Below are 21,378 nucleotides of genomic sequence, written 5' to 3' on the forward strand. Positions count from 1 at the left end.
AGTTAAAGTTTCTTGAACGTAGAATAAAAAACACATTGGCCATCTCTTCTTTTTTCAAGTCTATTTACAATGCCATTTTCTTTCATTCGATTCCGTTTTGTTACTTCAATATATCTTCCAACTTTTTATCTTTAATAGTAATGTCTGCTTCTTTTTGAAGCTTGGCAATCACTGTGTCAATTGGCTGTGCTTTTGCAAATTTTAGTTCTTTTTCAATTTCATCCTTCTTGTCTTCTAATGTGTTTATTTTCTTATCGGCTACTTTAATGATGTGATATCCATATTGTGATTTTACTGGATCACTGATTTTATTTACTTCGATAGAAAATACAGCCTGATCAAATTCAGGAACCATGTTACCCTTCATAAAGTAGCCAAGGTCGCCTCCTTTTCCTTTCGAACCTGGATCGATTGAATATTCGTTTGCGAGAGACGCAAAGTCTTCTCCCTTATCCAGCCTAGCTTTTACTTCATTTGCTGTTTGTTCATCTTTGACAAGGATATGACTTGCTTTTACCTCTTCTTTATATTTTTCCTCGAATGCCTTTTTCACTTCATCCTCAGTAACCTTTACTCCGTCAGTGGCTGCTTTTTCAGCTAATAAATCATGCTTAACAAGCTTTTTTAACTCACTTTCTCCATTAATCCCATTTTGCAGGAGAACTTGCTTAAACCCATCTTCACCGCCGGATTGCTTTTTATATTCATTGATTTTTGAATCGATTTCCTGATCTGTCACTTTATATTCTTTTTCAAGAAGCATCGTTTCGATCATTTGTTTTAGTATTTTATCGCCGGCTTGAGCCTTTAATTCATTGTAAAATTCGTCCTGTGTAATCTCTCCTGCCTTAGATTGAACAATTGTATCTGAAGTCATTACACTACATGCGGAAAGAGAAAAAACTCCTGCTGCTAATCCAAGATGAATCATCCATTTTTTCATCAAAAACACTCCTAATTGTATTTTTAAAAAATATTCTCATTAGAACAACCCTACAGGTCATCTGTATAAAAAATATTGATTATTTTTCAAACTCAATCACAACCATATCCCAATACTTAAGGCTTGGAAGTGTAAATGTAACCTTATTATTTTCTTGTTTGAACGGAATTGAAATAGGAATACCATTTTGCTTATCTGGCGAAGCCATCCACACTTTTTTAATCGGTCGATCCTCTTCAAGCTGGACGGGTAAATGCTTGCGATTTTTTGGCTCAGGTTGAATTGCATATGTATCACGCCATTCTAGCGTTTTAGCATCGAAAAAGTTAATAAAATGAATCACTTTTTGATTTCCTTTTTGTTTGGCAAAGCTCCAGATCTTCCCTAACTTAGGTTCAGAGGAAAAATGGACCCAATCAGATTGAATCGAAATGGGCACCTCTTTTACGTCTTCACGAAGGACGTTTTCGTAGGCAACAAGAAAATCATAATAATGTAAGAGCTTGGTTTGCAAAGATTGACTCATCTTTAAATTCTCATGCGGGAAATATTCTTTTGACAGCATATGTTCACCCAGCTCTAAGTGAGAACCCCCTGATGCAAAGATGACGCTATTTGCCAATAAAATTCCTGATGTATTAAATGTTCCTGGTTGATTGGAAAACTCATAGTTCATATAGGCCGCTAACACTGTATTCATTTTCCCTTGTGAATATTGTCCGTTTTCATCAATTATCCTCTTTAAATCGCGATAATATTTGTCTTGATCCCATACTTCCGTATATAAGAAATCAACAGGCGATTGACCAATTTGTTTTTGTCCATATTGGCTTACGGCATTCATAACTAAGCTTTTTTTCGGCATTTCTTTTTTTGCATTTTCTAAAAATCCTTGGAAAGACTCGTCTAATGCAACAGAATTGCCGCTATAGTCAAATACCTTTCCTCTAGGACCTAGCTGGTCAATATGCCAGCCATCAAAAGGAAGCGCTTTGTACACTTTTTGTTGTTGATTAAATAGATATGTTTGCCATTCTCTGTTGCCGGGATTAACTAAAAAAACATCACTTTTCCATTCCTTAGGCAAGGGATGGTAATCATGTTCATTTTTTTGCTGATCTTTAAATAAGCGCCATTCTGTTTTGACACCATCTTTCTCAGCCTCTGCAAAAGCGCCGTATAAAAGATTATACGCCATCGTTTTCATGTTTCGTCCGTGGGCTAAATCGATATATGTTTGAATGGTTTTTAAGGAAGTCGACCGATTGGCAATGTCCTCCCAATGATCTGCTGGCTTTTTATGATCTAATTGAATCGGTTGGTGATGTTTAAAATGCCAATCATAAAATTGCAAGCCGTTAATATGATAACGATTCAGTTTCGAAATAACTGAGTCCATTTCTTCGTTTGACATTTCATGAAAGTTTGACAAAAATCCATAACGTGGAAATTTAGACCAATCACTCGAAACATCAACTGCGATTGTTTGATGATCTTTTTCTGTTTGAGACTCATAATGTACACGTACTAAATATCCTTTGAAATCTTCCTTAGAAGGCTTCCATGACCAATGTACTTCATTTTTTGCTACCTTCACCTTTTGATAAGAAATGATATCATTTAAGTGATAATAGGTGATTCTTAATGTTCCATCTGTATACTTTTTTGGTAATTTAGTCGTAAATTGGATTGTTTCATCGGGTTGATACGAAGCTTTATCAGTGGTTATGCTTTGAATAATTTGAGTTTCTTTTTTTATGAATGGTTTTTTTTCAAAAAAGAATGACTTCATAACAACCGCTGTAAGTAAGAACAGCCCCAAAATAGAAAATAAGAAGATGGATTTCGATTTCTTATTTAAAAACATATAACTCTAACTCCTTATAGCGATCGGCTCATTTCATGTAAAATGAAATGAGCCTTTTTTTGGTTCAGGAGACGATTCATTCGTTGACGGTGGCTAACGATGAATTTATCCTTTAGTAACGTACTGCATGTACTTCAATTATTTAAAATGACATCAATTATTGGATTAAAACCAGAATCTGCATCAATAATTTTATCAATTGGATGCCCAGTTTCAGTCAATTTTTCAATAACAGGTCCTAAATAAAGATCTGTTTGAAAGTAACCATTCGGTAAATCAACTTCAATTGAGTAGGTGCCTGGACCGTAGACATTGGTGACATTATCGTAGACAGTCTGAAGCTCATACGGATTGCTTAAGTCTTGAGGGACTATTCCATCAGGATATGTATAGCTCGTAAAGCTAATCTCGACTGGCTCTACACCTTCAGGTATAGTAAACGTTGCTGTCCCACCGTTTAAGCTTGAGTTGAAAAACTGGTCGAACGGACGCTTAGGTTCAACATTATTGTCTAATTTGATCTCTTCTTTTAGCGTAATAGACTCGCTCCACAATTCGCCTTTTCCAGGATGATCTGGACGCTGGTAAGCTTTAAACATATAATTTCCTGCTGGCAGATCGTCTGATGAATATGTTAATACCTGAGTTTCACCAGGAGTTAAAGCATTCACAACTCCAGTGGCAACGATCTTTCCATCTTTAGGGTTTCCTTGCTCCGACCAGAATAACTCATACGTTACTTCTCCCTGCATAGCAAGAGAATCCTGACCGTTTTTGATTGTAGCGGAAATGCCTGTATCCGTTGGATTTGCACCGATAAATGATAATGAGCTTCGATCCCAAGCTGATTTTTTCGGAGATACTTGTTGCTTTGTTTTATCAGCTTGTTCCATTTTTAATGGAGCAGCCAAAGTTGCATGGTCAGGCTGTATAAATGGAACGGCCAGCAATGCTGCTGTAAATAAACCTGCTGTGATTTTATGGATTTTATTCAAAGTACTCCCTCAATCCTATCTTTTTAGTTCATGAACCTTTGTCGTCAGACTAATTGTTTTATAGATTCAATGAAGAAGGAACTAACATTGCGATTAGTCCCTTCTTAACCCTATTTCAAGTTTATTCTTAACGAATTTGTACTTCTTTCATTTCATCAGCTGGGATGCTTACATAAAGTACTTTCTTATTCGCATCATAGAAGAAGGTGTTTGTTTTTCCTTCTGTTTCAGCAAGTGTGCCAACTTCTTGATACTTGTTGTTTCCAGCCTGAATTCTAGATGGTTTTTCTGCATTATTTAATTTCAAAGTATATTGCTCAATTTTAGAATCTTTGTAGTTCTTTACTTCTTGTTTTTGTTTAAATGTAATCTTGTTTGGTTTATGTTCTACCTCAAAATTTGTTACATTGTATTCGCCTCTAGTGTAATCCTTTGTTTTCGCATCGTCCTCATAGAAGCTATAAGTTGCTTCATTTTCAAGATACGTGTCAAGCGTCAAGTTTGTTAGAGGTTTTTCACCAGTGTGCTGCTGGACTTCCCGGCGCGGAATAATCGAGTCTTTCTTCACGTAGATCGGAAGAGTTGCAAGATCGGCTTCTTTTTTAATCGTTTGTCCGCCTTCAAACTCCTGGCCTGTCCAGTAGTCTACCCATTTTACGCCTGCTGGCAAGTATACGTCACGGGACGTTTCACCCTCATAAACAATCGGTGCCATCATAAGCGAATCGCCGAACATAAATTGATCTTGGATATTATGTGTTTTCTCATCCTCTTGGAATTGGTACACGAGCGGCTGCTGGATGAGCTTTCCGTTTTCAGTCGTATCTTTAAAGGCGTTGTACAGGTAAGGCATCAATTCATAACGCAAGGAAATATACTTGCGGCTGATGTCCTCGACTTCCTTGCCGAACTGCCATGGTTCTTGTCTGCCCCATTTTAGGAGTTTGCCAGCGTCAGTCTCCATCGGGCTCTTGCCGTCATTATTGTAATGGTCACGGGAGAACGGATAGAAAGCACCGACCTCAACCCAACGCGCAAACAATTCCGGTGTAGCTACAACGCCTTCATAAGGTTTTTTCGCAAAGCCCCCGATGTCGTTTCCGACCATCGCGAAACCTGTCAAACCGACATTCGCATTTTGGGAAAGGGAGATTCTGAGCATTTCCCATTCGCTCCAGTTATCGCCTGTCCATGTTGCAGTTGCGTAACGCTGAGTACCTGTAAACGAAGCACGCGTCAAAATAAACGGACGCTCGTTCGGTTTCAGAGTTTTGAATGCTTGATCTGTCGCTTGGTTCTCAAGGTGAGCGTAGATATTGTGAGCTTCTTCATGCAACATTTTTCCACCTTCGTCCGTTTCAAAAACAGTATCGAGCGGTAAAGACCAGTAGTCTTTCGTACTAAAGTTAGCCGGTTCATTCATATCGTTCCAAATGCCGTCGATGCCTTTGTCAAACATCGTTTTATGCCAACCTGCCCACCAATCGCGAGTTTCTTGCTTCAAGAAGTTCGGGAACACGGATAGGGATGGAACGCCCCAAGGCCAAACTTTACCTAGATAGTTGGTACCGTCCGGATTTTTTGCCCACAGATCTTTCTGTGTCCCTTCTGTATAAAGCGGATAATCCGGTTGACCCGGGTCCGGTACGCGCATTGCCGGATCGACAATTGCAACCGTATGGAAATTCTGATCTTCGAGCATTTTGTTCAAGCCGACCGGATCAGGGAATTTATCACCGAAGAAGAATGTTTTATAGTCATCCATCCATTCGATATCGTAAAACATACCATCCGCAGGAATTTTCTTTTCACGATAAGTTTTGGATACTTGCTCAAGATCCTTCTGATGGTAACCCCAAGCGGCTTGATGGAAACCCATCGCCCATTCCGGTGGCATTTGCATCTTGCCTGTCAGGTCGGTATAACGATCAACAACGTCTTTGATTAGTGGTCCGTTAATGAAATAATACGTAAGTTTTCCGCCATCGGCGTGGAAGTAATAGTAATCGTCACTTTCAGCTGCCATGTTGTAGTAGGAACGGTAGGTGTTATCGAATAAAATACCGTAAGCATTTGTTCCTTTTAAACCGATAAAGAACGGAACGGAAGAGAAAGTATATTTCGAAACAGGTTGTGGAAGATTCTCGCGGTTCCAAACTCCGATTTCCTTACCACGATGGTTCAAACCAGTTGTTTTCTGTCCGAATCCATAAAAATCCTCGTTTTTATCCGTTTTCTTGAACACGTATGGCTTACCATTCTCGTATCCAACGCCTTGCTCAGCATCTTCGTTGATGACGTTGCCGTCTCTATCCAAGTATTTGATACCGAACGGGCTCTTGTTGATATCTATAGTCAAGCTGTCGGATTTCAAGATAATTTTCTTATCGTTTTCTATAACCTGGAATTTAGGAGCTTCCCAATCAGCTTTTGCGATACCCACGGAAGTAAATTCTTTCTCGCCTTTTTTAAGGATCGATACTTTGGAAAGATCGGAAGACATTAAACGGATGTAAGCTTCCATTTCCCCTAAGTTTAATTTAACGCCGTTGTCCAGCTTTTCGATTCCTTGTACTGACATCGGTTTTTGCAGATTGTTTTTATCCAGAGGTCTTTCCGGATGGACATGCTGCACATTGCCATTCTCATCAATCATTTTGCCTTCCCACATTTGAGCCCCTGGCTCATGCACCCACTCGACAGCCGCACTAGCTTTAGGAATTAAAGGCGTAACAGTTCCGCTAGCCACTACAGTAGCTGCAAGTAGCATTGAAGCATATTTCTTTTTTAGTTTTTTCTTTTTTAATTTCATAGTTTCACTCCTGTTTATGAATTAAAAACTGGCAAGCATTTAAAACTTAGAATACAAAAAAATTTGAGTTTTTATTTTTTGCTCATATTTTTTTCATTCAAAGGGAACCGGTTTTCCTTCGCTTATTTTCAAATTAACAACTTAAGATGCTTGGAACAATCGGAAAAAATTCCTATGGATCTTCGGATGCGCTTTCAACGAATCTTGAAAATGCTTACTTAAAAATTCTGAAATAGAGGTGAAATAGCATGGCTATTGAAGTTAAACTCTAATTACTTGTCTTTTTTCATATGCTTGCTCATTTTAAGTTTTAGCTAGAATAATGAAAAAATTCTAGAAAATCTAGCCCTAGAGAACTAAAGGACTTTGTTCTTTGCTGAATTCTTTCATACATAGTCAACCTTCTATTTATCGTTAATTAGTTGAAATATGACACCTAAAAAATCATTTTTACCTTATTAAGGTATTAGTTATAAATAACGGTAATCTATCAATACTTTCGTATAGATCCTTTTAAGGGGGAAAATTTTTCGCACTTCATTCAAAATAAAACACCTTCCCAATTACAAAAAAATAGAAATATGTTAAAGTACACTTACAACATCGGTGGTAACGTACCGAATGTCGTGCCTATATCTGTCCAATATCCCTTCTGAAGGCTAGTTAAACCAAATGAAAAAGGAACTAACATTTCAGCTAGTCCCTTCTTCATATATCGTATTAAATCATTTAAATTTATTTCTACTTATCAGCCGAGGGAGCTTGTGAATCGTAGAAGAAATCTAAAAAAATTACTGTACGATAATTGTCGATGAAGCTGGGAGAGTAACTTGAACATTCCCGTCTCTATACTTCATCTTCGTTTCGTTACTGCTAGAAAATAACTGTTTGTTGCGTTTGGCTTCTTGTTCGGTCAAAGTTACTGTAACTGCTTCCTTCGAAAGATTGTGCAGAATGAGCACTGAGTCTTCCTGATAATTTCGGGTATAGCCTAAAACCCTGCTATCGCCGGTCTGCACCTCGTTAAGATCCCCTCTCATTAAAGCTGGGGAGGATTCGCGAACATGAATCAGATCACGGTAATGATTTAGTAAGGAATTCTTGTCTTTATCTTGTGTATCAACAGAAACAGCAGAGGTGCCTACATTATAACGTGGAGCTTCCCAAGTTGTTTGTCCTTCGCCATCTCCTTGATACCAGCGGAACGGTTCGCGTTTATACTCATCCGGTCCCTCACCAAGCATACCGATTTCTTCACCATAGTAAATGAACGGATTACCTGGCATCGTCAGAAGTATCGAAGCTGCCATTTTCGCTTTATCTACGTCTCCGTTCAGCACCGACATAGTCCGTGCTTGGTCATGGTTAGTTAAAAATGGTGCATCAATCGCCGTTGTACTAAAGCTTTGATAGAGATCAAGTGTGTCCATTTCAAAAGAGACCAGTCCATTATCTTGGCCGGATTTAACAGAATCTACAATTTTTCCAGCTAGGTCAAAATTGAAATTAGAGTCCAGTGTCTGATAATAAGGTGCGATGTTATTCGGACGGTCCCAAACTTCACCGACTAAGTACGCATCCGGTTTCACTTGTTTTAAACCTTGGCTGAATTCTTTTAATAAGTCGACGTTCTTATCCGTTTCGCCTGTATAGATATGCATCGCTGCATCGAGACGGAAACCATCAGCACCTTGTTTCAGCCAAAACTGACCGATATTAATGGCTTCTTCACGAACTTTTGGATTATCGTAGTTTAGGTCAGGCATTGCCTTATCAAATACGGCATAATAATAGTCGCCTGAACCAGGATAGCTTTCATACCAGAGCTTCTGGCCCCAAGGTCCTTTTTCGTTTAAATCCGTATCATTGTCCGCCCAAATATAATAATTTCGATATGGGCTATTCTTGTCTTTCATCGCAGCCTGAAACCAAGGGTGTTTATTACTTGAATGATTTAGAGCAAAATCCAGAATGATCTTAAGTCCGCGTTGATGGGCTTCATCTGTCATACGTCGGAAGTCTTCAAGCGTTCCATATTGCGGATCAACATTGTAGAAATCTGTCGTATCATACTTATGGTAAGTTGGCGATGGATAGATAGGCATTAGCCAGAGAGTGTTAACACCTAAATCTTTGTTTGTGTGACTGTTTCCATCGTTCAAATAATCCAACTTATGAGTTATCCCATTCAAATCGCCATGGCTATCTTTGTTTGAATCATAGAAAGAGTTAACAAATACCTCATAATAGACACCAAGATTATCGTTTGCACCAGCAGATAGCTGATCTTTTGCCAGCACAGCAGGTGAAGCGCTGAATAATAAACTCGCTGTCAATAGTAGAGAGAGCGGTTTTCTCATATTCTTATTCCTCTAATCTTATTGAATTTGTAGTTTTCCTGCCAAATCAGCTGGTATTTTCACATAAAGTACAGAAGCGTCACGGTCGAAATAGTAGCTGTTTTCATTTAGTGAATCTAGGCTGTCTGCTTTAGCATAGTCCTGCCCAGCAGTTTTAACTTTCTTCGGTTCTTCTGCTTGATATAGTTTCAATGTATACGATTGAAGTGCTGAATCGTAATTTTGAACCTTTTTGTTTTGTTTAAATTCGATGTGATTTCCTTTCTTGGCTACATAGAAGTCAGTCACATTGAACTCTCCGTTATTTTTGTCAAGCGTTTTACCATCGTCTTCATAGAAGCTGTAAGTTGCTTCATTGTCTAAATAAGTGTCTAGAGTAAGATTTGTTAACTTGTTCTCACCAGTGTACTGCTGCACTTCACGAGTCGGAATAATCGAGTTCTTTTTCACAAAAATAGGCATGTAATCTAAAGGTGCGTTGATGTTGATTGTTTGTCCACCGACGTACTCTTTATGATCCCAGAAGTTCACCCAAGTTTCACCTTGAGGCAAATATACATCACGAGACGTTTTACCCTCAGTAACAACAGGAGCAAGCATCAGTGAATCTCCAAACATAAACTGATCATCGATGTTGTACGTACCTTTGTCATTTTGGAACTGATAAACAAGTGGCTGTTGAACAGGTTTCCCAGTCTTTGCAGCGTCATTAAAGGCATTGTACAGATAAGGTAACAATTGATAGCGCATTTCAATATACTTTTTGCTGATCTTTTCAACTTCTGGACCAAATGACCATGGATCCTGATGATAGCTTCGATCACTCCATTGATCGTAGTGAATACGAGCAAATGGCAAGAATGAACCAAGCTCAATCCAGCGTGCGAATAGTTCAGGGTTCGCCTTGTTTCCAAACCCACCAATATCATTTCCGACAAATGCTGCTCCGGAAAGACCAAGATTCATATTCATCGGCAGAGACATTTGCAAATGTTCCCAAGTACTTAAACTATCCCCTGTCCATACAGCAGCATAGCGCTGAGTTCCGGCAAACATATCGCGTGTCAGGATAAACGGTCTTTCATTTGGCTTGCTAAGCTTCCACGCATTATATGTTGCTTCGTTTTCCAAGTGTCCATATAAATTATGGAATTCCGTATGAAGCACTTTGTTACCTTGATCATCTTCACCATAAGAATCAAGCGGCAACGTATGGAAGAATCCATCCCCATCATTGAATACAGCAGGTTCATTCATATCATTCCAAATTCCATCTACACCTTTGTCTAGAAGAGAGGAAGCAATATGTCCAGCCCACCAGTTTCGAGTATCGCTTTTCAAAAAGTTAGGAAATGCTGAATTTCCTGGCCAAACAGGACCAATATAAGGTGTGCCATCGGCTTTTTTAACCCAAAAATCTTTAGCTGTTCCTTCATTGTAAATAGAATATTGATCATCTTGTTTCACACCTGGGTCATTGATCGCTACAGTGTGAAAGCCACCCATATTTTCTATTTGGTCAAAAGCGTTTTTGTACGGATCGCTCCATGTAAAGACTCTGTAGCCATTCATATAATCAATGTCAAAGTTCAGTGTATCAAGCGGAATTTTTTTCTCACGATATGTTTTAGCAATGTCAGTAAGCTGTTCAGGTGTATAAGCCCATGCACTTTGCTGAAGACCTAAAGACCATTCCGGAGGAAGATTGATTTTACCTGTTAATTCTGTGTATTGATCTAATACGTGAGAAATGTCAGGCCCGTTCATAAAGTAGTAAGTTAATGGACCGCCATTTGCGTAGAAATAGTAGTAATCATCAGATTCGCTTGCCATTTCGTAGTAAGAACGGTAAGAATTATCGAACAAAATACCGTAAGCTTTACCTTCTTTTAAGCCAATAAAGAATGGGATTGATGTATAAACATACTTCGTACTATTGTTATAACCATATGAATCCGAGTTCCACATTCCCAAGCTCTTCCCACGCTTATTAAACGTACTGCCTGTTTGCTCCCCAAATCCATAAAAGTTTTCATCTTTAGATGTTTTTTTGAAAATATAAGGCTTTCCGTTTTCGTAGCCGGATGTTGTACCGTTGTTTAAGTAGTCTTCATTAATGACTTGTCCCTTTTCATCAAGGACCTTAATGCCAAAAGGCTTTTCGTTTACAACCACTGTGATTTTGCTTGACTTTAGGGTATATAAACCGTCCTTTTCTGCAGCTGCGAACTTAGGAGTATCCCACTCTTTTTTATGAATGGCTGGAGAATCTTTTTCATCTGTGCCTTCAGGAAGAATAGAAACTTTGATCATATCTTCAGATAGCATGTGAATATAGCCATCGTAGTTCCCTAGATCAAATTTTACTCCGTCCTTTATTTTTTCTGCACTATTTACAGAAAGCTTCTGTAAGTTTTCTTTATTTAAAGGTGTATCAGGCTCCGGCTGTGCAGCGAAAGCTGGTGATAGTACAGTCGTTAACCCGATGATTAAAGCAAATAAAACAGATACGATAGCTTTAATTTTTGGTTTTAAAAATGACAAGGCAGATACCTCCAACGAATTTGAATTTTGATAATCCTTTTTACTATCAGTCGAACTTTTGAAATTCATAGGTTCTCTCTTAACCAATTTTAAAAAACTGGCAAGTCCCAAACTTAAGACTTCATCTTTTGTTGACATCTTCTCCTTTCTGATCTTTTCTTCCAAAGGGAACCGGTTTTCCTTCGCTTATTTCAAAATTTAACAATTCAAGGTAGTTAGAACAATCGGGAAAATCTCCTATGTAAATTTATATATGTTTTCAAAATATGCTAAAAATGTACATATTAATTAAGTTTGTAGTAGAGGTAAACTAGCGTGGATACTGATTTTAACTCGTAGTTCCTATTCACATTTCAACGATGAATCCATCCCCGATTTATCTAGGACATAGAAAAAATTTTGGAAAATATAGCCCTAGAGAACTAAAGGACTTTGGGTCTTAACTGACCACTTCATTATATTGTCAACCTTTTTTTTATCGTTTTTCAATGAAAATACAACACCAAAAAAAGCATTAATTTCCTTTTAAACGATTTTATTGAAAATAATGGATATCTATCAATACTTTTGTATGAATAATTTTAAGGGGTAAAATTTTACGCTCTTCATTAAAAATAAAACACCTTTCCTATTGCAGAAGAAATAGCTAATATGTTAAAGATTAGATAGCTATTGAATTTCCAAAACCTACATTGGTAAAAAGCACTCCTTAAACTGTACAATGATTTAAATACTATTCAAAGAAGGCAAGGTGTTATGGTTCAAAAAATATTATTCCATAAAAATTTTTCATCCAAAATTACGATAGCCTTTTTACTTTTAATTTTAATCCCTACTCTTTTAATTTCATTGTCCTTCTACTGGGAATCTAATAATATATTGAAAAAAAACGTAAGAGAGTCTACCGTTCAGATTGCTAAGCAGACGGCAGAATCACTTTCCTACATATTGGAAGTTGGAGTCGATACCTCTGATTTTATTAGCAGTGATCTCACGATTCAACGAGCTGTATTACAATTGAATACCACACCAGTGTTTGAACAGAGAAATAACTCTCAATATATCAATACCTTGTTGAATAATTTAGTTTATTCCAATTCCTTCGTTAAGATTGTTTATGTTTTAAAAGAGGAGGGAAGTGGTTGGGGCAGTGGTACCTTTGCGGAAATAAACTTAAAAAAAGTACAGCTTTCTAACCAAGAATGGGTAAAAGAAGCCAAACAAAAAGACGGAGCATTACTGTGGCAAGGGATTCATTATGATGTTTTTAACGGTGGAGGGATCAATACTGACCTAGTGCTTCCAGTGAGCAGGGTCTTAAAAGATTTTGACACGATGGCCAATATTGGGTTCGTTCAGGTTCACTTAGATGGCCGATCTATTCTTAACACGATTGAGCAATTAAAGCTCGGGAAGACTGGAAAGTTTTTCGTTGTTGATCCAGAAGGAAGAATCATGATCCATTCTAATCTTGACATGATTAACAAGAAGGTCGTAAATCCTGACTTGTACACGTATATTGTAAGAGAAGACAAAGAGGAATTTGAGTTTACTGAAAAAGGAATACCTTACTACGGTGTTAAGCAACCACTGAGTAATGGCTGGTTACTGGTAGGTACCGTCCCAATTCATGAAATCAGTGGACAGTTAGAACGTCTGGAATCTTGGATCTTTTATTCATCTGTCCTATTCTCCTTTCTTGCGATCTTGATCGGACTTATCTTTGCCGGACGGGTTACCAAGCCTGTTAAACAACTAACCCAGAGCATGATACGCGTTCAAAAAGGAGACTTAAAAGTAAGAACATCTGTTAGTTCCTTAGATGAGATTGGTTTTTTAAGCAAACAATTTAATAAAATGGTTCATGAAATCGAGAATTTGATGCAGCAGGTGGAAAGTGAACAGAGTGAAAAATACCATGCGGAGCTTCGCGCTGTTGTTCATCGGATTCAACCACATTTTCTATTTAACACACTTAGTACCCTTCGGTGGCTTATTGATTCGAATCAGAACAACCAAGCATCTCAAGTATTATCAGCACTGACCCATTTATTGGAAGCTAATATGGGGAAAAGCGGGAACATAATAACAGTCGGAGAAGAACTAGATATTATCCGGAAGTATTTAGTTATTTTGGAGCTTCGCTATGAAAAAACATTCCATTTGGAACTAGACATTGAACCGGGTACTGAAAACATTCCCATTCCGCGTATGCTCCTGCAGCCTATTGTGGAAAACGCCATATTCCATGGCATTGTACCTAAAAATACAAACGGTAGAATCTCAATCAAGATATGTTCTTGCGATGACAATCTAGTATTTCTCATACACAATGATGGACTCGGCATTACAAATAATCAAGTGAAAGAATTGAACAATCCAGAAGCTGCCATCAAAAATGGAAATATCGGGATTGGTCTACGCCACATTTTTGACACACTGCGACTGTATTACGCTCAAAATTGGGATTGGTCTATCTCAAGTGAGGTTGAGGAAGGTACCACGGTGCGAATTTTCATTAAAAATAGTCAACTTTTCCAATAACAACTAGTGAATCAGGAGGAAGATCATGTATAGAATTCTCATCGTAGATGACGAACCTGTCATTCGCAAAGGAATAACTGCTTTTATTGATTGGGAAAAAGAAGGCGTAATGGTTGAAGATCAATACGCCAACGGTGCAGAAGCACTGGCTGCTCTTAAAGAGCGTTCCTATGATATTCTCATTACGGATATCAAAATGCCTTTGATGGGCGGCATTGAGCTTATGAAGCAAGCACTAGAGATTTGTCCATGGCTGAAGGTTATCTTGGTCAGCAACTACAATGACTTTGAATTCGTAAAAGAAGGGCTTAAGTTAGGTGCTGTTGATTACTTGTTAAAACTAACGCTGAAAAAAGATGACCTTCTCGCCGTCCTTCGACGATGTATCGCCATGCTAGAGGAAGAACGGAAAAGGGATTTCGAACTGAACCACTTTCAACAGGAGGCTGTCTATCTTGAACGAAAACGTGTTGAACAGAAAATAAAAAGATTAATCGTACAAAAGCAGATCCCAGGGGCAACCAATTGGGCCCCAGCATGGTTGGAAGATCAATATGCCTGTGCCTACCTTATGCTTGATGGAGCGGAGGAATGGAAAGAAAATCATGGCTATCTGTATGTACAGCTTCTATTGGAAGAATGGCAGGAAATGTTTTATGTGCAGATGGAGGAAGGAACCTCATTAATTGTTGCCGAAAATGGCCTATTTATCATTTTGCCAGATTGCAACGGGGAAGCGAAACAACGATTCCTTGAATGGAAGCATCTATTAGAAAAGCAATGGGGAATTTCCACTTCAGCCGGATTTGTGACAGAACATGGAATAGACAACCTTCTTAAGGGTTTTGCCAACAGCCATACGGCTTGCCAAAGACGTTTTTTCGAAGGACTGGGGGGCTTTTATTCCATCATAAGTTCGGAAACTAATATGATTAAAAAGCGATCGGACAGAGAAGAAAATCATGATTGGGCTCCTTTCTACGAAATGATCCGCAATGGAGATCCGGTTTCATCCGCAATTGAATTTGCGCTTGTTCGCTGGGATGACGGATCCCTGAATCCAGAACAAATAAAGCAAGAGGCTTGCACCATACTCACAGAAGCTTACCATTTACAAATAGATACAGGATCACCGCCCCCTGAGTGGCAGGATCTGCTGTATCGCGCAGAGACAATGGAAGAAATGTCATCTCATCTAACTAGTCAATTAGAAGAAATCGGAACAGCCTTTACTCCGAAGCTGGCTGAAAATGATTACGATGAGGAGTTGATCACGAAGGCTTTAGATTTTATAGCCGCTCATTATACCGAAAATTTAACGCTTCAATGTGTAGCAGACATCGTTCATCTAAGTAAAAGTTATTTCAGCCTCTTTTTTAAAAAGAAAACTGGCCGAAACTTTGTTGATTATTTAATCGATCTACGTATTCGGGAAGCGAAGCGGCTTTTAACACAAGACGAAAGCCGAATTTATGATGTAGCCACAGCTTCTGGCTTTAATGACGTAAAATATTTTAGCAAAGTGTTTAAGAAAATAAGTGGTTTAACTCCTAATGAGTACAGAGAAAAACATCATTCTACAAGAATGTCTATTTTTTAAGAAAGGAATGGTTTACAACATGGGTTGGCGATGGGTTTCCTTTATATTGATTCTTGTTTTGTTGGCAGCATGTAGAGGTCCTTCCATGATTACCGATCCAGGTAAGGTTCGATCACTTCATAATCGGGATAAAATCGTCATTACTTATTTAAATACATACAACGACAAAGAAACAGAGCTATTAGAGCAAGTGTTAATTCCAGCTTTTGAGCGGGAGAACCCGCACATTCAGGTAGAATCTATAGACTTATCTTTCAATAATGAATTAAAGAACAACTTAATAGCACTAGCGTCTTCTAACCGAGGTCCTGATGTGGTACGGCTCAATCTCGCCTGGGTTCCAGAGTTTTCAACGAAAGGAGTACTTGAACCTTTAAACAAGTTCTACGATTTTGAGGAAATCCGCAGCAGGTTTAATCCTAAGTTAATGAATGTAGGCTTCTATAACAACAATTATTATTCCTTACCTCTAAACACATACTCGAATGCTGCAATCTTTAACAAGGATCTTCTGAAATCCATAGGTTATTCCAAGCCTCCGCAAACAATAGAAGAAATACTAAAGATTGCGCATCAGCATCGCTTTACCATCGGTCTCAGAGGGTTAAGTTCGTGGGAGACGATCCCTTACCTATACAGTCTCGGCGGCGCTTTAACCGACAGAAGTTACAAAAGGGCTACGGGATACTTAAACAGTGAAAATACCATTAAAGCTGTTGAGCAATTGACATCTCTTTACAAGGAAAATCTTCTTGATCTCCCAGACAATAAACTAGGAGCCGTAGAAAATTGGGATCGGGTAAAAGCAGGAAATATTCTTATGACGGATGATGGCCCTTGGTTTTACGCTTTAGTAAGCGAGACAGAAAAGAAAAAAGCCCTAAAGTTAACGATTCCAGTATCATTTCCACATAGCACGCGTCCAGCTTCAATTATAAGCGGCGAAAATCTGGTCATTATGAATGGAAGCAAAAGGAAGGATGAGGCTTGGACGTTTATAAAATGGATGACAAGAAAAGAATCACAACTTACGATGGCACGTGTCGGATTAATGCCAACCAATATTGAGGCAGTTAAGGCTTTTAAAGTTCCGAGGGATTCATTCCTCTACCCATATGTAGAAGATTCAAAGAATACCCTGCTGTTACCCCCTGTGAAAAACTGGACTAAAATCGATGAAGTGTACACTGAGTACATGAATAAAATTTTTGCTGAGGAAATGTCTGTGAAGGATGGTTTGGACCATGCGGCAGTTGAAATAGATAGACTTTTAGCTGATTCCGACTGAAATCAATAAAACTACTTTTTTAAATATAAAGTAAAAGAGCCTTGGTATTTGAACTGCACCCCAATTCCAAGACTCTTTTACGTAAAGAAGTTTGAATTTTCACAACCCACTATTGTATTCCAATTTCTACATTTCCACATGCATTAAGCATATTTTGAAATGGTTTCAATTAATGCTTCTTTTGGTTTGTAGCCAATCACTTTATCGACTACTTCTCCATCTTTAAAAATGATCAAAGTCGGGATGCTCATCACGCCAAATGCACCTGTTGTTTGCGGGTTTTCATCTACATTCAGCTTAGTGATTTTCACTTGATCTCCCATTTCATGATCAATTTCCTCTAAAATAGGGGCAATCATTTTACATGGACCGCACCATGGTGCCCAAAAATCTGCTAGCACTAATCCTTCTTTTGTTTCTGATTGAAAATTTTGATCGCTTATATGTGAAATAGCCATTTTACATTCCTCCATTATTTTTTTATTTCAAAGAGTTTCCAATTCCGTTTTCATTAGATATAGTTTCAATTTTACTTTTACGATCTTTTGATTTTTGACGAATAGATGCTAATTCAGAAGACAATTCTAAAAACCACTGTTCATCCTTTGTAAGCAGTGCAAGATCAATTAAGGCTAACAGCTGCTGCTCATTAACGGTTGTTAACACTGGAAGCTTTTTCACTCCTCTGCTTTCAATCCAAATTGATTTTCCAATAATTTTCTCGTTATCACTTTTCACAACGTAAACTCTAAATTTACTGTGCACCTCATTGATTGCTTGAATATAACCATAGACCAATTCTCCGTAATTAGAGCTTCCATTAATCCAATCACCAGTGACCAATTCATATTTTTCTGTCATTTTTCACACCCCTTTAAATGTTTATAAAAAAGTTACAGTTTACCTATGTTGATTTAATCTGCAATAAGGAAAATGAGCTTCATCTTCGAGCAAAACCCACATTAAAACATGTGTATGGACGGATTTTGTTATGTTCTGGACTGTTTTCCTATTAATTTGGACAGATTACTCTTCGATGTAGGCGCTTTTAACTTAAATGTAGACGTTTTCACCCTTTTTTTCGCCAATAACTTAATGCAGATTAATAAACCTTTACGTACATTGCTTAATCTTTTCTAAAACAGAATGAATGGTAATTTTTTCTAAATATTGTTCAAAATACACTTCAGCTTCATTAAAAATTTGATCCATAACAACTTGGGTATTCGATGAAATCGGGCATGCTTGATCTGGATCTCCCGTACACCAATTTGGCTTTAACTTTCCAGGTGAGACCACTCGATAAATTTGCGCTAGCGTTACCTCTTGAGGATTACAGTCAAGAATATACCCTCCGCCGATTCCCTCTTTAGTCTTTACAAAACCTTTCTTGCGTAAGCAGCTCATCATCTTTCGAATTCTAGCAGGGTTTGTTGAAACATTTGCTGCGATCATCTCACTACTTGCCATATGATCTGGAATATAAGCTAAATAGACTAAACTATGCACGGCTATGGTAAAATCACTGTTCAATTTCATGCTCCTCCTCAAGATGATTACTGTAATTTTAATATGTACAGTTGGATTAGTCAAGAAAAAAACTTGCTTCGACTATGCGGAATTTTACTTTTTTCTATTCTTTTTTCAAAACTATACAGATAAAGGAATGAATCTCAACTCATGGAATATCATTATCGTAATTGGGATAGCTAAAAGGAGAGAAAAAAATGCATATTCAAACGGTCGCAAAAGTTGAAGAGATTAGCCTTAAACAAGTAATCGATAAAACAGTTATCGTTATTGATGTGCTGAGAGCTTCAAGCACAATTGTAACAGCCTTAGCTTCAGGTTTTACGTCCGTTATTCCAGTTCAATCAGCTGATGAAGCATTTGCTTTACACTCATTCAATAACGTCCTAGCAGGAGAATGGCATTGCAAAAAAAGAGAAGGTTTTGAGTACAATAATTCACCTGTTTCGATTCGAAAAAAAGATCATACAGGCAAACACCTTATTTTAACTACCACAAATGGGACTAGAGCGATTGAAAAAGCACGAAAAGCAGACAGCCTCTTCATTGGTTGTTTTCTTAACGCCTCAGCTTGTATGAATCAAGCTATGAAACAACATCGAGATATAACCATCTATTGTGCAGGAACTAGGAATGAATTTGCTTTAGAAGACGGCCTTGCAGCAGGATTTATGGTCCATTTAGCAAAGAAACAAACCCCCTCCATTGAGATCTGTGATTTCTCAGAAGCAATGGAATCCTGCTATCTTCAACTAGCGCACCGACTTCCTAACCTTCTTTATACGACGACTACAGGAAAACGGCTTGTTAAACACCAGTATACAGAAGATATTGACTATTGCAGTCAAATCGATCTATTACAAATTGTCCCAATTGAAAAGGAAAATAGAATACTTTCTTGTTCAGACACATAAAACTGATAGTAGAAATGGGACAGGGGTTGAAATCTTTGAATATTTCTTCAAGTGAATTCGCACTCGTCATTCTTATCTTAATCGGCTTGATCGGTCGCTCTCCAATTATTGCTACTGCTGCCAGCCTCTTATTAGTGTTGAAATTGTCTTCATTGGACCGTTTATTTCCAATGATCGAACGGCGTGGTTTGGAACTTGGGCTTCTGTTTTTAACGATATCAGTTTTAGTTCCATTCGCCAGCGGAAAAATTACCGGGAAAGATCTTTTACTCCTCCTTACAACCCTTTCTGGAGCGGTTGCCTTGGCAGGAGGTGCACTTGCTACGTATATGAATGGAAAAGGATTGGAAATGCTTCGTGTCGAGCCGCATATGATCATCGGCCTAGTTGTTGGTTCCATTATCGGAATCGTTTTTTTGCGCGGGATTCCAGTCGGCCCTCTTATGGCAGCGGCAATCGCTGCTTTACTTATGAAAATCATCTATTTAGTATCAAAAATTTTCTAGGTTAGGTGGTTGGTACTTTCGTCCTTTTTTTAAAAAGAGTAGCCAATTGTTGCGGACTTCCTGTTTCTCCTTTTTTATGTTTGCCCGGTTTGATGAAAAAAATAGCAATCAGTAAGGTTAACAAGCTTAAACCAGCCATACTGAAAAAAACGGTCTTATGAGAAATTTTCATCAACCAGCTAAAAAGAGGCGGACCAAATGCGACACCAAGAAAACGAACACTGCCATATAAAGAAGTAATCATGCCTCTTTCTGCTTTTTCAACAGATCCTGTAATTAATGTATTCAAACACGGCAGCAATAGCCCTGTTCCGATGCTGCCAAGCGTTATAAGACTAATCAAGAAGTATAATTTTTGAAAGAAAGAGACGGTAAACATGGCAACTGTTAAAAGGACAAGTCCGATAACCATGATTCTTTGAATCAATGGTTTGTTTTGCTTAATTTTTGCACCAGTAATATAAGCTGTAACTACCATCCCTAATAATGGTATGGCTAGAATACTCCCTTTAATAATCCCGTCAATTTTAAACGTTTCTTCAAAAACATTAGATAAATAAAATAAGATGCCAAAAAGGATAAATAAGCCGACTGCTCCTACAAAAAACGAAGGAATCAGCCATTTCCCTTGCTGTTTAAATATTTTCTTTAAGGCACTGAGATATTCAGGCAGAGGCTTCCCTTCCATTTTTTTCTTTTCCTTTACCCCGAACCATATAAAAACAGCTGTTGCAAAGCAGAGAATTGGAAAGGTAAAAAACACAGCATACCAAGTAATAAGAGCAATAATAGATCCAACAATTGGCGAGATGATTTTGCCTATTCCATTCGAAGATTCATTAATCCCAAGTGCCTTACTCTCTTCTGCCCCTGAATAAATATCACCGATTAAAGCCATCGCGATCGGAGAGGTGCCTGCAGCTCCAATCCCTTGTATGACTCTTCCTATTATGATGATCAAATAAGAATTTTCCATTAACCAAGCTGCTAACCCTGAAATGATTCCTCCGACCCCATAGATCACTAATGAAACAATAATAATCCACTTACGTCCAAAACGATCGGATAAATAACCAACTATAGGAATAATCAAGCCTGCCGCGAGTGAAAACATTGTGATGAAAAGACTGACTTGAAATTGCGATAAGTCCAATTTTGATTTCATGGTTGGAAGTACAGGTACCAACATTGAATTTCCTAGTACCATAACTAAAGGGATAAGGGAGATCGCAACCATACTTATTGTTCCTTGCTTTGCCTCCATTTTTTCCTTCCTCCCGTGTTTAATTTGTTCTCTGTTTACCATTTCCCTTAGTTGACTATTTAATTCAAATCGATACCACCAATTTCAGTAAGTACGTTTCAGCAAGCCAAAAACAGCTGGAATTAGATAGAGAGTCTACACCATCTAAAAAATCCCACCTAGTCTACACATTGAGGTGGGAGATGATCATAGTTAATATTTTAATAAAGGG

15 protein-coding genes are annotated in these 21,378 nt (G+C 38.1%); 5 read left to right on the top strand and 10 right to left on the bottom strand.

Features of this window, described 5'->3' with window-relative positions:
* Positions 1-100 precede the first annotated feature (100 nt).
* From FDO66_RS11020 to FDO66_RS11045, 6 genes are all read right to left on the bottom strand, one after another.
* Positions 101-943 (bottom strand): peptidylprolyl isomerase, encoded by an 843-nt coding sequence (locus FDO66_RS11020; protein WP_141432703.1) that lies wholly within the window; start codon positions 941-943, stop codon positions 101-103.
* 79 nt (positions 944-1,022) lie between these two features.
* Positions 1,023-2,810: a glycoside hydrolase family 66 protein gene (locus FDO66_RS11025; protein WP_141432704.1), complete on the bottom strand. Its 1,788-nt coding sequence runs from the start codon at positions 2,808-2,810 to the stop codon at positions 1,023-1,025.
* Positions 2,811-2,944: 134 nt separating this feature from the next.
* On the bottom strand, positions 2,945-3,805 hold the full coding sequence (locus FDO66_RS11030; protein ID WP_141432705.1) for a hypothetical protein: 861 nt from the start codon (positions 3,803-3,805) through the stop codon (positions 2,945-2,947).
* Between the two features lie 127 nt (positions 3,806-3,932).
* Positions 3,933-6,617, bottom strand: a complete 2,685-nt coding sequence (locus FDO66_RS11035; RefSeq protein ID WP_220095170.1) for a glycoside hydrolase family 31 protein — start codon at positions 6,615-6,617, stop codon at positions 3,933-3,935.
* 791 nt (positions 6,618-7,408) lie between these two features.
* A complete protein-coding gene (locus tag FDO66_RS11040; RefSeq protein WP_141432706.1) occupies positions 7,409-8,977 on the bottom strand; it encodes an alpha-amylase family glycosyl hydrolase in 1,569 nt (522 codons plus the stop codon).
* 18 nt (positions 8,978-8,995) lie between these two features.
* Positions 8,996-11,521 carry a glycoside hydrolase family 31 protein gene (locus FDO66_RS11045; RefSeq protein ID WP_258535701.1) on the bottom strand — a complete coding sequence of 842 codons (2,526 nt, stop codon included), beginning with the start codon at positions 11,519-11,521 and terminating at the stop codon, positions 8,996-8,998.
* A gap of 879 nt (positions 11,522-12,400) precedes the next feature.
* Between FDO66_RS11045 and FDO66_RS11050 the strand changes: the two genes are divergently transcribed.
* Genes FDO66_RS11050 through FDO66_RS11060 form a run of 3 tightly spaced genes read left to right on the top strand, consistent with a single transcriptional unit; the run spans position 12,401 to position 16,953 of the window.
* Entirely contained in the window at positions 12,401-14,065 is a 1,665-nt protein-coding gene (locus FDO66_RS11050) for a cache domain-containing sensor histidine kinase (protein WP_181444536.1), read from the top strand.
* 25 nt (positions 14,066-14,090) lie between these two features.
* On the top strand, positions 14,091-15,665 hold the full coding sequence (locus FDO66_RS11055; protein WP_141432709.1) for a response regulator transcription factor: 1,575 nt from the start codon (positions 14,091-14,093) through the stop codon (positions 15,663-15,665).
* Between the two features lie 19 nt (positions 15,666-15,684).
* Positions 15,685-16,953 (top strand): extracellular solute-binding protein, encoded by a 1,269-nt coding sequence (locus FDO66_RS11060; RefSeq protein WP_181444537.1) that lies wholly within the window; start codon positions 15,685-15,687, stop codon positions 16,951-16,953.
* A gap of 143 nt (positions 16,954-17,096) precedes the next feature.
* Here FDO66_RS11060 and trxA read toward each other — a convergent pair whose 3' ends face one another.
* The 3 genes from trxA to FDO66_RS11075 form a co-directional block, all read right to left on the bottom strand.
* A complete protein-coding gene (trxA, locus tag FDO66_RS11065; RefSeq protein WP_141432711.1) occupies positions 17,097-17,411 on the bottom strand; it encodes a thioredoxin in 315 nt (104 codons plus the stop codon).
* A gap of 22 nt (positions 17,412-17,433) precedes the next feature.
* Entirely contained in the window at positions 17,434-17,814 is a 381-nt protein-coding gene (locus tag FDO66_RS11070) for an IDEAL domain-containing protein (protein ID WP_141432712.1), read from the bottom strand.
* A gap of 252 nt (positions 17,815-18,066) precedes the next feature.
* Entirely contained in the window at positions 18,067-18,486 is a 420-nt protein-coding gene (locus FDO66_RS11075; protein ID WP_141432713.1) for an RrF2 family transcriptional regulator, read from the bottom strand.
* Between the two features lie 194 nt (positions 18,487-18,680).
* On the opposite strand from FDO66_RS11075, the gene FDO66_RS11080 reads away from it, so the two are divergent.
* Together FDO66_RS11080 and FDO66_RS11085 are read left to right on the top strand one after the other, a co-directional pair.
* Positions 18,681-19,397 carry a 2-phosphosulfolactate phosphatase gene (locus FDO66_RS11080; RefSeq protein WP_141432714.1) on the top strand — a complete coding sequence of 239 codons (717 nt, stop codon included), beginning with the start codon at positions 18,681-18,683 and terminating at the stop codon, positions 19,395-19,397.
* Between the two features lie 35 nt (positions 19,398-19,432).
* A complete protein-coding gene (locus FDO66_RS11085; RefSeq protein WP_258535702.1) occupies positions 19,433-19,903 on the top strand; it encodes a DUF441 domain-containing protein in 471 nt (156 codons plus the stop codon).
* 1 nt (position 19,904) lies between these two features.
* Here the strand turns inward: FDO66_RS11085 and FDO66_RS11090 are convergent, their stop codons facing one another.
* The gene (locus tag FDO66_RS11090) at positions 19,905-21,167 is read right to left on the bottom strand and encodes an MFS transporter (protein WP_141432715.1); all 1,263 of its coding nucleotides are present in this window, start codon (positions 21,165-21,167) and stop codon (positions 19,905-19,907) included.
* Positions 21,168-21,378: the final 211 nt, after the last annotated feature.

Source organism: Bacillus sp. 03113, from assembly GCF_006546985.1.
Taxonomy (GTDB): Bacteria; Bacillota; Bacilli; order Bacillales; family Cytobacillaceae; genus VATK01.

What these genes read in the sequence shown, in the direction of transcription:
- FDO66_RS11020 (WP_141432703.1), bottom strand. Translation starts at nt 943, where the DNA reads ATGAAAAAATGGATGATTCATCTTGGATTAGCAGCAGGAGTTTTTTCT.
- FDO66_RS11025 (WP_141432704.1), bottom strand. Translation starts at nt 2,810, where the DNA reads ATGTTTTTAAATAAGAAATCGAAATCCATCTTCTTATTTTCTATTTTG.
- FDO66_RS11035 (WP_220095170.1), bottom strand. Translation starts at nt 6,617, where the DNA reads ATGAAATTAAAAAAGAAAAAACTAAAAAAGAAATATGCTTCAATGCTA.
- FDO66_RS11040 (WP_141432706.1), bottom strand. Translation starts at nt 8,977, where the DNA reads ATGAGAAAACCGCTCTCTCTACTATTGACAGCGAGTTTATTATTCAGC.
- FDO66_RS11055 (WP_141432709.1), top strand. Translation starts at nt 14,091, where the DNA reads ATGTATAGAATTCTCATCGTAGATGACGAACCTGTCATTCGCAAAGGA.
- FDO66_RS11060 (WP_181444537.1), top strand. Translation starts at nt 15,685, where the DNA reads ATGGGTTGGCGATGGGTTTCCTTTATATTGATTCTTGTTTTGTTGGCA.
- trxA (WP_141432711.1), bottom strand. Translation starts at nt 17,411, where the DNA reads ATGGCTATTTCACATATAAGCGATCAAAATTTTCAATCAGAAACAAAA.
- FDO66_RS11070 (WP_141432712.1), bottom strand. Translation starts at nt 17,814, where the DNA reads ATGACAGAAAAATATGAATTGGTCACTGGTGATTGGATTAATGGAAGC.
- FDO66_RS11080 (WP_141432714.1), top strand. Translation starts at nt 18,681, where the DNA reads ATGCATATTCAAACGGTCGCAAAAGTTGAAGAGATTAGCCTTAAACAA.
- FDO66_RS11090 (WP_141432715.1), bottom strand. Translation starts at nt 21,167, where the DNA reads ATGGAGGCAAAGCAAGGAACAATAAGTATGGTTGCGATCTCCCTTATC.